This is a genomic window from Rugamonas apoptosis (assembly GCF_014042355.1).
GTDB classification, from domain to species: Bacteria; Pseudomonadota; Gammaproteobacteria; order Burkholderiales; family Burkholderiaceae_D; genus Rugamonas; species Rugamonas apoptosis.
The window spans coordinates 112,757-125,926 of the sequence record NZ_JACEZU010000011.1; the positions used below are offsets into that span (position 1 = coordinate 112,757).

Below are 13,170 nucleotides of genomic sequence, written 5' to 3' on the forward strand. Positions count from 1 at the left end.
GTCATTCTCCTTCCTGATCGAACATTTGGGCGAAATCGTCGGTCGCCTGGTCTTCCTCATAGTCGTCGTCGCCATCGTCGTTGGCCGACAGCTGGTCCAGCGACTGGTCGTCGTCGTCCCACTTGCGCGGGTTCTTGTACAGGAAGGCCGTGATGATGGCCTGGCGCGCCAGGTCGGGGAAGCTCTCCTCCAGCGCCGCATACATCTTGGCCGGCTCCTCGCCCTGGCAGGAGGCCATGGCGAACACGCGCGACGGGTCGCCGAATTCATAATCTTCCGCCTCGGCCAGCAAGCCCTTGGGATCGGAAAACTCGATGTGATCGACCAGCGCGAAGGCCAGCATGTTCACGTCTTCGATGCCGCCGCCGCTGGCGTATTCCGACACCAGGGCGTTGACCATGTTCTTGTAGTTCTTGCGATCGGGCGGGTCGCCCAGAATGCCTTCGATCTGGCCGCCCAGTTCGCGCGACTGATAGGCAAATTCGGGGTGTACTTTTCTCATGGATTACTTTCGTTCTGTTTCCGTACTACTGATCTGGATGAAACGGCGCGCCGCGCGGGCCGCCCGGATGGCGTCAGGCCGCCGGCAGCGTGGTGCCGTGCAGGTTGAAGACCGAGCGCCACAGCTGGTAAGCCTCCGCTTCCGGGTCGATGATGATGCGGTGGTTCACGCTCTGGTTGTACTCTTCGCGCTTGGCCGGGTCGGCCAGGATTTCATACGCCTTGGTGATGCTCTTGAACCGCGCTTCCGCACCGGGCGCCTGGTTGCGGTCGGGGTGGAAACGCATCGCCAGCGAGCGGTAGACCTTCTTGATTTCATCGTCCGTGGCGTTGGGCGCGACACCGAGGACATTGTATAAATTTTCCATTAGGAAACTCTCCGGGCCGAATGCCATAACAATTAAAGACGAATTATCCTATAGATTGGCATGGCGCGCCGCAGCAATCCCGCTCCATGGGGAAGCGATACGGTAGAATGCCCGCTACTCGACACTTTGCAAAATACCTTTTCAGATGAGCAACGATAAAAACAGCACCGCGCCGGCACTGTCCTCCAACTTCCTGCGCGCCATCGTCGAATCCGACCTGGCGGCCGGCACCCACGTGCGCGAGGGCCTGCCGTCCGTGATCACCCGTTTCCCACCCGAGCCGAACGGCTACCTGCACGTGGGCCACGCCAAATCGATCTGCCTGAACTTCGGCCTGGCGCGCGACTACCAGGGCCGCTGCCATTTGCGCTTCGACGACACCAATCCCGAGAAGGAAGAACAGGAATACGTCGACACCATCATCGACAGCGTCAAGTGGCTGGGCTTTAACTGGGACCATGAAGGCCCCAACGGCACCGAGCACCACCTGCACTACGCCAGCGACTACTTCGAGCAACTGTACGCGATGGCCGAATACCTGATCACCTCCGGCCACGCCTACGTGGACAGCCAGAGCGCCGAGGACATGGCGGCCAACCGCGGCAACTTCAGCACGCCGGGCAAGAACTCGCCATTCCGCGACCGCCCGCGCGAGGAATCGCTGCAACTGTTCCGCGACATGAAGGCCGGTAAATTCCCGGACGGCGCCCACATCCTGCGCGCCAAGATCAGCGACGACGCCATGGCTTCGCCCAACATGAACATGCGCGATCCGGCCATTTACCGTATCCGCCACGCGCACCACGTGCGCACCGGCGACGCCTGGTGCATCTACCCGATGTACGACTACACGCACCCGATCTCGGACGCGCTGGAACAGATCACCCATTCCATCTGCACCCTGGAATTCCAGGACCACCGGCCATTCTACGACTGGCTGCTGGCCACGCTGGCGGAAGGCGGCTTCTTCCAACAGCCGGTGCCGCGCCAGTACGAATTCTCGCGCCTGAACCTGACCTACGTGATCACCAGCAAACGCAAGCTGCGCCAGCTGGTGGACGAAAAGATCGTGGACGGCTGGGACGACCCGCGCATGCCCACCATCGTCGGCCTGCGCCGCCGTGGCTACACGCCGGAAGCGATCCAGCTGTTCTGCGAACGCATCGGCGTGACCAAGTCCGACGGCTGGATCGACATGAGCACGCTGGAAGGCTGCCTGCGCGAAGACCTGGACCCCAAGGCGCCGCGCGCCACGGCCGTGCTGCGTCCGCTCAAGCTGATCATCGACAACTTCGAAGCCGGCACCAGCGTGGAATGCAGCTCGCCCGTGCACCCGCACCACCCGGAAATGGGCGTGCGCACCTTCCCCATCACGCGCGAACTGTGGATCGAGGAAGAAGACTTCATGGAAGTGCCGAGCAAGGGTTACTTCCGCTACTACCCGCCGATCGGCGACGCGCCCGGCAGCCGGGTACGCCTGCGCCACGGTTATGTGACGGAATGCACGGGCTACGACAAGGACGAGAACGGCAAAGTGATCGCCGTCCACGTCAACTACTTCCCGGACAGCAAATCGGGCACGCCCGGTTCCGACACCTACAAGGTCAAGGGCAACATCCACTGGGTGTCGGCCGCCACCGCGCTGGAAGCGGAAGTGCGCCTGTACGACCGCCTGTTCACCGACCCGCAGCCGGACGGCGGCGGCAAGGACTTCATGCAAGCGTTGAACCCGAACGCCAAGGAAGTGATCACGGCCTACCTGGAGCCGGGCATGACGGCGGCCCAGCCGGACCAGCGCTACCAGTTCGAGCGCCACGGTTACTTCGTGGCCGACCGGGTCGATTCCACGCCGGGCAAGCCAGTGTTCAACCGCATCGTCACGCTGAAAGACAGCTGGGTCGCCAAGTAAGCCGGCGCCCTGCCACAAAAACCGCCTTCGGGCGGTTTTTTTTTGCGCGCGCGGAAAAACGTTGCGCCGTTTTGTACCGGACAAATAGCGATCTAACAAATGACTTGACTGAGCAGAAAATCAGGTTTATAAATCAGGCAACATTTCCTCTCCGCCCACCGGGCCGCCATGCCATGCCCCGGGGCCAACTCCATCAACCAGCAATCGTCCGGCGCATAACCCAATGTCGACCGTCCCCGCCCGCAAGAACAGGCTCTCCAATACGGCTTCCGTGTGGTGGACAGGCGCCCTGCTGTCGCTGGGTGTGGGACTGGCCCTGTACTTCGTCACGGCGCTGTCCATCGAGCGTGATGCGCACCAACGCTTCCAGCACCAGGTCCGCAATGCCCAATTCGCCATCGCCGCCCGCGTGCGGGCCTACACCGACGTGCTGCGCGGCGCCGCCAGTTTCCTCCAGGCGGCCGACGGCGTCGACCGCGCCAGCTTCCACCGTTACGTCTAGGGCCTGAACCTGGCGCAGGAATTCGCCACCATCGACAACATCAATTTCGCCCGGTATGTGACCGATGGCCAGCGCCGCCGTTTCGAACGGACCGTGCGCGCCGGCGCCCGCCCGCGCGATGGCTATCCCGCCTTCGCCATCGTCCCGCCGGAACGCCGCGCCGACTACGCCGTCATCACGCTGATCGAGCCGGTCGAGCAGTTTGGGGACACGCTGGGACGCGACATCGCCGCGCGGCCAACCTTTGCGCTAGCGCTGGCGCAATCGCGCGACACGGGCGCGCCGGCCACCTCCGGCCAGTTGATCGACGTCCCCGGCCAACCGTCCCGCGCCACGCTGGCCATGCGCATGCCGATCTACCGCCGGGACCTGCCGCTCGACAGCGTGACCTTCCGCCGCGCCGCCTACCTGGGCTCGGTCGGCATCGGCTTCAGCGCGCGCCGCCTGGCGCAGGAGGCGCTCGACGAGATCGGCGGGCGCGACCTGCGCCTGGCGCTGTACGACAGCGGCGCGCTGGACGAGCCACACCCACGCGCGGTGCCGGACGCGCTGCTGTTTTCCAATATGGCGCCCGGCGCCAGCGACAGCGCGGCGCACGATACGTTCACCGCCACCCTGCCGCTGGAATGCGGCGGCCGCCTGTGGCAAGCGCGCTTCAGCGCGCCCATGGCGGCGTGGCGTTCGCCGCTGGACCGCTACCTGCCCTCGCTGGCGCTGGGCGCGGGCGGCCTGGTCACGCTGCTGCTGTACGTGCTGTTCCACACGCTGGCCACGTCGCGCCGGCAAGCCGTGCGCATGGCCAAGCGTATGACGCGCGAACTGCGCGACAGCCAGGCCCGCCTGCAACACTCGCACTACCAGTTGCGCCGCCTGGCCGCGCACGCCGACCGGATCAAGGAACAGGAGCGCAAGCGCATCGCGCGCGAGATCCACGACGACCTGGGCCAGAACCTGCTGGTGCTGCGCATCGAAGCGGACCTGCTGGCCGCGCGCACCCGCCAGCGCCACCCGCGCCTGCACGCGCGCGCCCGCACCACGCTGGGCCAGATCGACCGCACTATCCGCAGCGTGCGCCACATCATCAATGACTTGCGTCCGGCCGTGCTGGACCTGGGCTTGAGCGCGGCCGTCGAGTGGCAGGTCGATCAGTTCCGCCAGCATGCCGGCCTGGCCTGCGAGCTGGACGCGCAGGACGACATCGCGGTGGACGATCTGTGCGCCACCGCGTTCTTCCGCGTGCTACAAGAATCGCTGAGCAACGTGCTGCAGCACGCGCACGCCAGCGCCGTGCGGGTGACGCTGGGCCAGCGGGACGGCGTGTTGACCATGACCATCAGCGACAACGGCGTGGGGATCGCGCCCGGGGTGCGCTGCAAACCCGGCTCGTTCGGCCTGGTCGGCATCGAGGAGCGCATCAGCATCCTGGGCGGACGGTGCGCCATCCATGGCGGCGGCCCGGCCGCGGGCACCACGGTGATGGTGTCGGTGCCGGTGGATGGCGGCCCGTCGCGCGAGCACGCGCCGCCGCTGGTGGCATGAGATACGCTGGATCATTGAGAAATATCAACAACGTGATCTTTTCATTGGGCAACAATATTTCATTCCGGCGCGCTGCCAAATAGCCTGGCCGGGGCCCCCGACCGGGTAATCCGGCCGTCGACTTACTGTCATTTTGAAAGTCATTCTCATAGTGCAGATTACCGACAAATTTTCAAATTTCATGTTGAAATCACCGGCGCGACGCATATACTGGGAATGTTGATGTGCATCAACTTACTGCTACCTGATCCTCGTAGCAACACGGCCCGGCACCCCCATCATCGATGGCCGGCGCCAAGGCCACCGCCTGCGGCGGACCGCGCCACATAGTCAAACACTAGGTTTTCAACTCACTCAAGGCAAAGGGATTTCATCCATGATTTCACATGACAGCTTTCAAGCAATCGCCGACCTGGACCTGGAACCGATCAAGGTCAAACTGATGCACGAGGAGTCCGGCGAAGGGTGGTCGCTGGAGCAGGTCAACGCGGTCGAATTCGAATATCGCCGCTTCCTGTACCTGATGAAAACTTTCCCCCAGGAGCAGACGGCGCCACTGATGGATGTCGATATCTTCTGGCACTACCACATCCTGGACACGATGAAGTACGCGGCCGACTGCGAAGCCGTGTTCGGCTACTTCCTGCACCACTTCCCCTACATCGGCCTGCGCGGCGAGGACGATGAGCAGGTGCACCACCGCGTGGGCGAGCGCATGCGCGAGCTGTATGAGGAAACCTTCGGCGAAAGCTATGACCGCAGCGCGCGCCCAGCCTACTCCGGCGCGGCCGTGCAGGCTGGCGGCGCGGAAACGGCTTATTCGGGCGCGCACACCGTGGCCTATTCGGGCGCGGCCACCAAGCAGGGCAAGGAAACGGCATACTCGGGTGCGCAGACGGTGGCTTACTCGGGCGCGGCCACGAAAGAGGCCAGGCAAACGGCGTATTCTGGCGCGCAGACGGTCGCCTATTCGGGTGCGGCCACCAAGCAAGCCAAGGAAACGGCCTACTCGGGTGCGCAGACGGTGGCTTACTCGGGCGCGGCCACGAAAGAGGCCAAACCAACGGCGTATTCTGGCGCGCAGACGGTCGCCTATTCGGGTGCGGCCACCAAGCAAGCCAAGGAAACGGCCTACTCGGGCGCGCAGACGGTGGCTTACTCGGGCGCGGCCACGAAAGAGGCCAAACCAACGGCGTATGCGGGCGCGCAGACGGTGGCCTATTCCGGCGCGGCGATTTCTGATGCAAACGCCAACAAAATGGCCTATTCTGGACTACAGGCAGAGAAACAAACGGCCTACTCCGGCGCGGCGGTCGCGGCCAAGGCAGACAGCATGTACACGGTGCGGCCTCGCTTGAGCGCTTAAGCGACTGAGCGTGCGGATCTGCTGGCGACCGGGTCGCCAGCGCCCGCCGTCCGACAATGCCGGGGTCCGAAGGGGCCGCCGGCATTTTTTTCATCCCTTGGAGGTCATCATGACCGTCAACGCAGTCGCCACCAACAGCGCCACCGTCCAGGCGCCGCCCGCGCCGCAGCCCAAAGCGGCGCCCAAGACCACCGCCGAGCAGCCGGCCGCCCCACCACCGCCCCCACCACCGGCACCGGCCGTCAATACGCAAGGCCAGAAAATAGGCACCACCATCAGCACCACGGCGTGATGGCGGACGGCATGGCATGATGCTGGCCACCAGGCCGGGGAAGGATGACGCCGGACGAAGGGATGACGCCGACGACACGACATTGCGCCAGGTCGGCATGACGAAAAAAAACAACGCGGAGAAGACGGTACGCCGGACGGCGCCGTCATGCCGGGCCTGCTGGCCTGGCGAGCGGAACAACAACAACGGCGTCAGGCTGCGCTGACGCCGCGTGGGAGGCTTGCTTAGGCAGCCATCAGCTCGCGCAGTTCGCGGATGCTGAAATCGCTGATCTCGTGCATGCGGATCAGGATGGTCGCGCCGATCGGCAGCGTGTTATGGCGGATCTTGCTGATCACGGGCGGGGCGACTTCCAGCGCGCGCGACAGGGCAGCATCATTTTTCAGTTGCAGTTTCTCAATGATGGCGTCCAGCACACGGTTCGGGTTGTACGTAGGCGACGCGGTGATTTCTTTGATAGACATGATGTTCACTAGGTTTCCGGCCGTCTCTTGGTAAGAAAACGACACTCAAATAAAAAATATTTAGCTTCATTACCTCGATCGCAGCCCCGAACGCCAGTTTTCATACTGACATCCGGTGCGCGGACGGGATAATACACGCTTCCGTTAACGTAAGGCTAACTCATCAGACATTTCTGTGAGATTTAGAGAGATTTTACGCCTATTTCTTGTGGTAGGAACATTTTCCTTGCGAATTAAGTAAAAATCCCTAGCGTGTGCGGCGGAAACCTGCTGCGAGGAAACACCATTCGACGGCCAACAGCGTGGCCAGCTGGGCGATGGAGCCCGGGAGGAACAGGCCTTGGCCTGTGGAGAAGTCGCCACACCGGTGGTCGCCGTACCAACCCAACTGGCGGCGGATTTCGTCTGGCGTGGGAGGGGGGCGGCGGTCGAACTCGCGCAAATGCATATAGGCCCGGACCTGCTCCTTGGTCGGATGCAAAGTGGTATGCATGTCGCGCTCCTTCAAGTTCTCACCAGCTTGCGCCGCCGATATAGTCGTTAACGGCCGGCCAACCGATTTCTGCAGCCGCCACGACGATTTCGCTCACCATATCGTATCATGGCGCCGCCTGATTGATATACATCATGCAACTCATCTTACAAGTGTGTGGCAACAAACTTACATATAACTTTCAGCATGGCAGCGGCCCGCCGGCGGTGTTGCGCTAGAATAACGGCCCCGCCCGCCCCTCAACGCATAAGAACACCGCCATGACCTACGAAGAATTCCTCGACGAAATAACCACCCTGCTCACCGAGCTGTACGACATGGCCGACGAGGCCGCCATCAAGCTGGTGATGGAGGCCCAGGCCGCAGATTACTTCGTCACCCACGACGACCAGGCGGAACTGCGTACGGTCGAGCAGGCCAAAAAGGAAGCGGCCGCCCTGTACGACGCCAAACAGAACAAGCAGCGCACGCAGCAAAAACAACAACAGCGCGTGCATCAGCAGCGCGTGCAGAAAAAGCGCTGAACCGGCGCGGCGGCCATTGCCGCCCACGCGGCTGGCGGCAATGTCACCCTGCACAGCTACATTGGCAGCCGCAACCGCCGGCCAGCGCGTCGGCCACCGTCGGGTAGCGCAAGCGCACGCCCAGCTCCTGTTTCAGGCGCGCGTTACGCATGCGCCGCGATTCGGACATGAACGACAGCAGCGTCGGCGTGACCACCCGTTCCAGTTCCGCCCGCGGCAGCCGCGGCGCCCGCGCCAGCCCGTGCGCATCGGCCACCACATCGAAGTACTGCGCCATCTTCATGTCGCTGTCGTCGACCGCGTGGTAGACCCGGTTCGGCCGCCCCCGCAGCAGCGCGCGCGCCACGATGCGGGCCAGGTCGTCGGCGTGGATGTGGTTGGTGTACACATCGTCGGCCTCGACCAGGGCCGGCGTGCCTTCCCGCAGCCGCTTGAGCGGCAGCCGGTCGCCGGCGTAAATGCCGGGCACCCGCAGGATGGCGAGCGCCGTGCCGCGTCGCACGGCCCAGTCGCGCAAGACCTGCTCCGCGTCCACCCGCCGCTGGGCGCGTCCGTTGCGGGGCGCCACCGGCCGGCTCTCATCGATCACGGCGCCGCCGCAATCGCCATACACGCCGCTGGTACTGACATAAACCAGCCGCCCATGCTCGGGTAAAATGGCGGTCAGATTCCGGGTACGCAGATCGCGCGCGCCGTCGGACTGGGGCGGCGCCAGGTGCACCACGTATTGCGCCAGGCCCGCCAGGCGGCGCAGCGTGGCGGGCCGGTCCAGATCGGCCACCAGCGGCACGGCGCCCAGCGCGCGCAATGCCGCGCAACGGGCCGGCTGGCTGGTGACGGCGAACACGCGGAACTGGGTCCGCAACAACGGCAGCAAACGCATGCCGACATCGCCGCAGCCGATAATGAGCAGGCGCGGACGATCGAATTTTCGAATAACGGTATTTTTCATATGAAAGATTGTATGACGTTTCAAATCACTGTACAGCCCAGCGGCCATCAATTCACCTGTGAGGAAGACGAAACCGTCCTGACGGCGGCCATGCGCGCCGGCGTCGCCATTCCCTACGGCTGCAAGAACGGCGCCTGCAGTTCCTGCAAGGGCAAGGTCGTGTCGGGCAACGTGAGCCACAAGCACCACCAGCAAAAAGCGTTGACGCCGGAAGAGGAAAGCGCCGGCTGGTCGCTGTTCTGCTGCGCCACCGCCCACAGCGACCTGGTGATCGAGGCCCGTGAAGTGGAAGGCGGCAGCGACTATCCGGTCAAGAAGATGCCGTCGCGCGTGAGCACCATCGAAAAGGTGGCGCCGGACGTGGTGGTGCTGACGCTGCAATTGCCAGCCAACGAGAAACTCAAATACCGGGCCGGCCAGTATATCGAATTCATGCTGCGCGACGGTAAGCGCCGCAGCTACAGCATGGCCACGGCGCCGGACTCGGATCAGCCGTTGGCGCTGCACATCCGCCATATGCCGGGCGGCCTGTTCACGGAGCAGGTGTTCAGCACGCTCAAGGAACGCGACATCCTGCGCTTCGAAGGCCCGCTGGGCACCTTCTTCGTGCGCGACGACAGCGACAAGCCGATGGTGCTGCTCGCTTCGGGCACCGGCTTCGCGCCAATCAAGGCCATCGTCGACCACCTGGTGCTGCAAGGCTCGCCCCGCCCCATGACGCTGTACTGGGGTGGCCGCCGGCCTCAGGACCTGTACATGGACGCGCTGTGCCGCCAGTGGGCCACCGAGCTGCCCAACTTCCAGTACGTGCCAGTGGTATCGGACGCGCAGGCGGAAGACAACTGGCAAGGCCGCACCGGCTTCGTGCACCAGGCCGTGATGGCCGACCTGCCCGACCTGTCCGGCCACCAGGTGTATGCCTGCGGCGCACCCATCATGGTCGACACGGCACGCCAGGACTTCGTGGCCCAGTGCCAGCTGCCGGCCGAGGAGTTCTACGCGGACGCCTTCACCACCGAAGCCGACATCAACCAGCCGTGATGACGGCTATCCATCCGGCCCACTGACGATGCGCATGCGACTGCCTTTGCGCGGCTTCGTCCGCAGCCGCCCCCACCTGGTCGGCGCCGTCGCGCTGGGGGCGGTGGTGGCGCCCTTCCTGCCCGGCGCCTGGTCGTGGCTGACGCGCTTGCTGGTGGCGTGGAACGCCGGCACCTGGGGCTATCTGGTGACCATGGCCTGGATGATGATGCGGGCCGACCACCGCACGGTCAAACGCATCGCGGCGCGCCAGGACGAACGCTCGCCCGTGATCCTGTCCAGCCTGTGCGTGGCCGCGCTGGCCAGCCTGGCGGCCATCATGTCGCAGTTATCGGCGCTGAAGGACGTGGCCGGCGACGAGCGGGCCTGGCATTACGGATTGGCCGTGCTGACCCTGCTCGGCTCCTGGTTCCTGGTGGGCACCCTGTTCACCTTCCACTACGCCCACCTGTACTACACGGCGCCCGGCGGCACCGCGCCGCTGGTTTTCCCCGACGGCGAACAGCAACCCGATTACTGGGACTTCCTGTACTTCTCGTTCACCATCGCAGTGGCGGCGCAAACCTCGGACGTCACAGTACGGGCGCCGCGGCTGCGCAAGCTGGCGCTGGGCCAGTCGGTGCTCAGTTTCTTCTTCAACCTGGTCATATTGGGGCTGTCCATCAATATTGCAGCAGGCATTATCAATACCTGAGCATCTTGTAGGGCCATGATCTGAAGGGGCTTTTCGGGCGGCCGAAAAGGAGTAAGATAAAACCGTGTGCAAGGCGATGAGGCCACCAGGTTTGGGTGCACACCGGCCGCGCCATGGGTGTCGGCCTCGAAGCGGATGCTTTGACCCTGCCTTCTTGTATAACCGGGAGTAAGCATATGCAGATCAATATCAACACCGATAAAACTATCGAACGTCATGCAGGCCTGGACGAACATGTGCATTCTGTCGTCAACGCCGCCCTCAACCGGTTTGGCGAGCATATCAGCCGGGTCGAAGTCCACCTTAGCGACAACAACAGCCACAAATCGGCCGACGGCGATAATCGCTGCCTGATGGAAGCGCGCGTGACCGGCTACCAGCCGATCGCCGTGAGCGACCACGCGGCCACGCTGCACCAGGCCATCGGCGGTTCCGCCGACAAGCTCAAACGCGCCATCGACAGCGCGCTGGGCCGCCTGCACGACAGCAAACTGCGCACGCCCGCCCCGGACAGCGCCACCGAAGCGGCTGACTGATACGGCCTGGACGGCCCGCCGCCGCTGGTGGCGTGCGGCGTGCCGTCAGCGCTGCGCCAGCTGGCGCAGATAACGCAATCCCTGCAGCGACCGGCTGCCATACCACGACATCATCTCCCCATCCACCAGCAGCACTGGCTTGCCAATCTGGCGTTCCAGCGCATCGCAATGGGCTTCCGTGAAGCGATACGGTTCGCTCGACAGCAACACCCCATCAATGCCCGCCAGCAGCTCCGGCGTCCACGCGAAACGCGGATAACGCACTTCGCCCAGGTCCGGCACCTGCCAGCCGATCTCGGCCAGCATATTGGCGATATAGGTATCGCGCGACACGCTCATCCACGGGTCTTGCCAGATGCAGTACAACATGGTCTGCGGCCGTGTGGCCTGTGCATCCCCCTGCGCCGCACGCAGTTCCGCATACTCCTGCTCGAACGCGGCGCACCACGCCTCCGCCTGTGCCTCGGCGCAGAAGATGCCGCCCATCAGGCGCGCCAGCGCCACGTTGTCATAGGGTTTGTTGGGATGGGTGACGACGATGTGGGGCACGAATTCGGCCAGCGCATTGACGGTGGGCTTTTCATTTTCATCGATGTTGACCACCAGATGGGTGGGCGCCAGTTGACGGATCTTGTCCAGGTTGACGTCCTTGGTGCCGCCGATCTTGGGAATGGCCTGCACCGTCTCGGCCGGGTGGATGCAGAATCCCGTGCGGCCCACGATCCGGCCCGCCAGGCCCAGATCGCACAACAATTCCGTGATGGAAGGCACCAGCGATACGATGCGGGCCTGGGGCGCGGCCACATGCTGCTGGCCAAGGGCATCGATCAAGCTCATCAGATTTTTCCCGGTTGCGAACAATGGCGCTATTGAAACACGGGGCGGCACGCGGACGCCACATTTATCAAGCTGAGCCCGCTCACATGTCCTGGCAACTTTGTTTGCGCTATGATCATGCCCAGGCTTGCATGTTGGCAGCCGCGTTCCCCTGAAAGACGATCGTGAAACAAATCAGCACCTTTGGCGCCTCCGGCCACCAGCTCAGCGAATTGCAATTGTTTCGCGGTTCCGACGACGCGCCCGCCATCGCCCGGCGCCTGGCCGGCTGTGCCGTCATGCAGGTGGAAGCGGGCCAGCCCGTGGCCCATGGTCGCCAGGCCCGGCTCTACATCGTGCTGCGCGGCGCGCTGGCGGTGGCGGCCGACACCCGCACCGGCATGGCCGACGGCACCGTCAGCAAGGTGCTGCCGGGCGAAAGCGTGGGTGAACAGTCGGTGCTGGACGAGGAAGCCAACCTGGCGTCCATCTCGGCGCTGGAGCGAAGCGATTTGCTGGTGATCGAAGCCGATCTCGTGTGGCAGCTGATCGACGAATCAAACGCGCTGGCGCGCAACCTGCTGCGACTGCTGTCGTTCCGCATCCGCGCCGCCAACGCCCAGTTGCGCCGGCGCCAGAAGCTGGGCGAGTTCTACCGCCAGCTCTCCATGATCGATGGTCTCACGGGCCTGTACAACCGGGCCTGGCTGAACGATGTGCTGCCCACCATGGTGGCGAGCGCGCACGGCGCCGGCACGCCGCTGGCGCTGATCATGATCGACCTCGATCACTTCAAGAAGTTTAACGATAGCCATGGCCACTTGGCCGGCGACCAGGCGTTGCGCACAGCGGCCCAGGTGCTGAGCGGCGCGCTGCGCCCCACCGATTGCGCGGTGCGCTACGGCGGCGAGGAAATGATGGTGCTGCTGCCCGACACCAACGCCAAGGTGGCGGCGGCCGTGGCGGAGCGGCTGTGCGAACGGATGCGGCAAGCCATCGTGTTCGGCGACATGCGCTTGCCGCTGCCCCACATCACGGCCTCCATGGGCGTGGCCAGCCTGCAACCGCAGCAGGACGAGCACGCACTGATCGCGGTCGCCGACGCCGCCCTCTACCGCGCCAAGGAAGCGGGCCGCAACCGCGTGGCCCTGCAGGAACAGGCGGCCTGACGCT

At 64.2% G+C, this 13,170-nt stretch carries 17 protein-coding genes; 11 read left to right on the top strand and 6 right to left on the bottom strand.

The genetic code is table 11. From position 1 onward, the window contains the following. Position 1 precedes the first annotated feature (1 nt). The gene (locus tag H3H39_RS20845; RefSeq protein WP_182156131.1) at positions 2 to 502 is read right to left on the bottom strand and encodes a hypothetical protein; all 501 of its coding nucleotides are present in this window, start codon (positions 500 to 502) and stop codon (positions 2 to 4) included. A gap of 73 nt (positions 503 to 575) precedes the next feature. Continuing rightward, positions 576 to 869: a DnaJ domain-containing protein gene (locus H3H39_RS20850; protein WP_182156140.1), complete on the bottom strand. Its 294-nt coding sequence runs from the start codon at positions 867 to 869 to the stop codon at positions 576 to 578. A 145-nt stretch (positions 870 to 1,014) separates the two neighbouring features. Between H3H39_RS20850 and H3H39_RS20855 the strand changes: the two genes are divergently transcribed. The 6 genes from H3H39_RS20855 (at position 1,015) to H3H39_RS20875 (ending at position 6,682) form a co-directional block, all read left to right on the top strand. Further along, complete coding sequence (locus tag H3H39_RS20855; RefSeq protein WP_182156142.1) at positions 1,015 to 2,778, top strand: glutamine--tRNA ligase/YqeY domain fusion protein; 1,764 nt, start codon at positions 1,015 to 1,017, stop codon at positions 2,776 to 2,778. A gap of 223 nt (positions 2,779 to 3,001) precedes the next feature. After that, positions 3,002 to 3,280 (top strand): hypothetical protein, encoded by a 279-nt coding sequence (locus tag H3H39_RS28040; protein WP_229218164.1) that lies wholly within the window; start codon positions 3,002 to 3,004, stop codon positions 3,278 to 3,280. A 9-nt stretch (positions 3,281 to 3,289) separates the two neighbouring features. Further along, positions 3,290 to 4,819 carry a sensor histidine kinase gene (locus tag H3H39_RS20860; RefSeq protein ID WP_229218172.1) on the top strand — a complete coding sequence of 510 codons (1,530 nt, stop codon included), beginning with the start codon at positions 3,290 to 3,292 and terminating at the stop codon, positions 4,817 to 4,819. 376 nt (positions 4,820 to 5,195) lie between these two features. Next, complete coding sequence (locus H3H39_RS20865) at positions 5,196 to 6,185, top strand: UCP032817 domain-containing protein (protein WP_182156144.1); 990 nt, start codon at positions 5,196 to 5,198, stop codon at positions 6,183 to 6,185. Between the two features lie 109 nt (positions 6,186 to 6,294). Then, entirely contained in the window at positions 6,295 to 6,477 is a 183-nt protein-coding gene (locus tag H3H39_RS20870) for a hypothetical protein (RefSeq protein WP_182156146.1), read from the top strand. Positions 6,478 to 6,493: 16 nt separating this feature from the next. Further along, positions 6,494 to 6,682 carry a hypothetical protein gene (locus tag H3H39_RS20875; protein WP_182156148.1) on the top strand — a complete coding sequence of 63 codons (189 nt, stop codon included), beginning with the start codon at positions 6,494 to 6,496 and terminating at the stop codon, positions 6,680 to 6,682. A gap of 19 nt (positions 6,683 to 6,701) precedes the next feature. Here H3H39_RS20875 and H3H39_RS20880 read toward each other — a convergent pair whose 3' ends face one another. Both H3H39_RS20880 and H3H39_RS20885 read right to left on the bottom strand, forming a co-directional pair. Further along, entirely contained in the window at positions 6,702 to 6,941 is a 240-nt protein-coding gene (locus tag H3H39_RS20880; protein ID WP_008445950.1) for a hypothetical protein, read from the bottom strand. 247 nt (positions 6,942 to 7,188) lie between these two features. Further along, complete coding sequence (locus H3H39_RS20885; RefSeq protein ID WP_182156150.1) at positions 7,189 to 7,434, bottom strand: hypothetical protein; 246 nt, start codon at positions 7,432 to 7,434, stop codon at positions 7,189 to 7,191. Positions 7,435 to 7,694: 260 nt separating this feature from the next. Here H3H39_RS20885 and H3H39_RS20890 point away from each other — a divergent pair, with 260 nt between their 5' ends. Continuing rightward, positions 7,695 to 7,958 (top strand): hypothetical protein, encoded by a 264-nt coding sequence (locus H3H39_RS20890; RefSeq protein ID WP_182156152.1) that lies wholly within the window; start codon positions 7,695 to 7,697, stop codon positions 7,956 to 7,958. Positions 7,959 to 8,001: 43 nt separating this feature from the next. Here H3H39_RS20890 and H3H39_RS20895 read toward each other — a convergent pair whose 3' ends face one another. Further along, on the bottom strand, positions 8,002 to 8,910 hold the full coding sequence (locus H3H39_RS20895; protein WP_182156154.1) for an SDR family oxidoreductase: 909 nt from the start codon (positions 8,908 to 8,910) through the stop codon (positions 8,002 to 8,004). Between the two features lie 12 nt (positions 8,911 to 8,922). On the opposite strand from H3H39_RS20895, the gene H3H39_RS20900 reads away from it, so the two are divergent. From H3H39_RS20900 to H3H39_RS20910, 3 genes are all read left to right on the top strand, one after another. Further along, positions 8,923 to 9,951: a CDP-6-deoxy-delta-3,4-glucoseen reductase gene (locus H3H39_RS20900; protein WP_182156156.1), complete on the top strand. Its 1,029-nt coding sequence runs from the start codon at positions 8,923 to 8,925 to the stop codon at positions 9,949 to 9,951. Positions 9,952 to 9,985: 34 nt separating this feature from the next. Next, positions 9,986 to 10,645: a DUF1345 domain-containing protein gene (locus H3H39_RS20905; protein ID WP_311196950.1), complete on the top strand. Its 660-nt coding sequence runs from the start codon at positions 9,986 to 9,988 to the stop codon at positions 10,643 to 10,645. A 176-nt stretch (positions 10,646 to 10,821) separates the two neighbouring features. Then, positions 10,822 to 11,181 carry an HPF/RaiA family ribosome-associated protein gene (locus tag H3H39_RS20910; protein WP_182156160.1) on the top strand — a complete coding sequence of 120 codons (360 nt, stop codon included), beginning with the start codon at positions 10,822 to 10,824 and terminating at the stop codon, positions 11,179 to 11,181. Positions 11,182 to 11,226: 45 nt separating this feature from the next. On the opposite strand, the gene H3H39_RS20915 is transcribed toward H3H39_RS20910, so the two are convergent. Continuing rightward, positions 11,227 to 12,018 carry a helical backbone metal receptor gene (locus H3H39_RS20915; protein ID WP_182156161.1) on the bottom strand — a complete coding sequence of 264 codons (792 nt, stop codon included), beginning with the start codon at positions 12,016 to 12,018 and terminating at the stop codon, positions 11,227 to 11,229. Positions 12,019 to 12,182: 164 nt separating this feature from the next. Between H3H39_RS20915 and H3H39_RS20920 the strand changes: the two genes are divergently transcribed. Further along, the gene (locus H3H39_RS20920) at positions 12,183 to 13,166 is read left to right on the top strand and encodes a GGDEF domain-containing protein (protein ID WP_182156163.1); all 984 of its coding nucleotides are present in this window, start codon (positions 12,183 to 12,185) and stop codon (positions 13,164 to 13,166) included. Positions 13,167 to 13,170: the final 4 nt, after the last annotated feature.

Coding starts and splice junctions, on each gene's coding strand:
- H3H39_RS20845 (WP_182156131.1), bottom strand. CDS start 502: ATGAGAAAAGTACACCCCGAATTTGCCTATCAGTCGCGCGAACTGGGC.
- H3H39_RS20850 (WP_182156140.1), bottom strand. CDS start 869: ATGGAAAATTTATACAATGTCCTCGGTGTCGCGCCCAACGCCACGGAC.
- H3H39_RS20855 (WP_182156142.1), top strand. CDS start 1,015: ATGAGCAACGATAAAAACAGCACCGCGCCGGCACTGTCCTCCAACTTC.
- H3H39_RS28040 (WP_229218164.1), top strand. CDS start 3,002: ATGTCGACCGTCCCCGCCCGCAAGAACAGGCTCTCCAATACGGCTTCC.
- H3H39_RS20865 (WP_182156144.1), top strand. CDS start 5,196: ATGATTTCACATGACAGCTTTCAAGCAATCGCCGACCTGGACCTGGAA.
- H3H39_RS20870 (WP_182156146.1), top strand. CDS start 6,295: ATGACCGTCAACGCAGTCGCCACCAACAGCGCCACCGTCCAGGCGCCG.
- H3H39_RS20875 (WP_182156148.1), top strand. CDS start 6,494: ATGATGCTGGCCACCAGGCCGGGGAAGGATGACGCCGGACGAAGGGAT.
- H3H39_RS20880 (WP_008445950.1), bottom strand. CDS start 6,941: ATGTCTATCAAAGAAATCACCGCGTCGCCTACGTACAACCCGAACCGT.
- H3H39_RS20885 (WP_182156150.1), bottom strand. CDS start 7,434: ATGCATACCACTTTGCATCCGACCAAGGAGCAGGTCCGGGCCTATATG.
- H3H39_RS20890 (WP_182156152.1), top strand. CDS start 7,695: ATGACCTACGAAGAATTCCTCGACGAAATAACCACCCTGCTCACCGAG.
- H3H39_RS20895 (WP_182156154.1), bottom strand. CDS start 8,910: ATGAAAAATACCGTTATTCGAAAATTCGATCGTCCGCGCCTGCTCATT.
- H3H39_RS20900 (WP_182156156.1), top strand. CDS start 8,923: ATGACGTTTCAAATCACTGTACAGCCCAGCGGCCATCAATTCACCTGT.
- H3H39_RS20905 (WP_311196950.1), top strand. CDS start 9,986: ATGCGACTGCCTTTGCGCGGCTTCGTCCGCAGCCGCCCCCACCTGGTC.
- H3H39_RS20910 (WP_182156160.1), top strand. CDS start 10,822: ATGCAGATCAATATCAACACCGATAAAACTATCGAACGTCATGCAGGC.
- H3H39_RS20915 (WP_182156161.1), bottom strand. CDS start 12,018: ATGAGCTTGATCGATGCCCTTGGCCAGCAGCATGTGGCCGCGCCCCAG.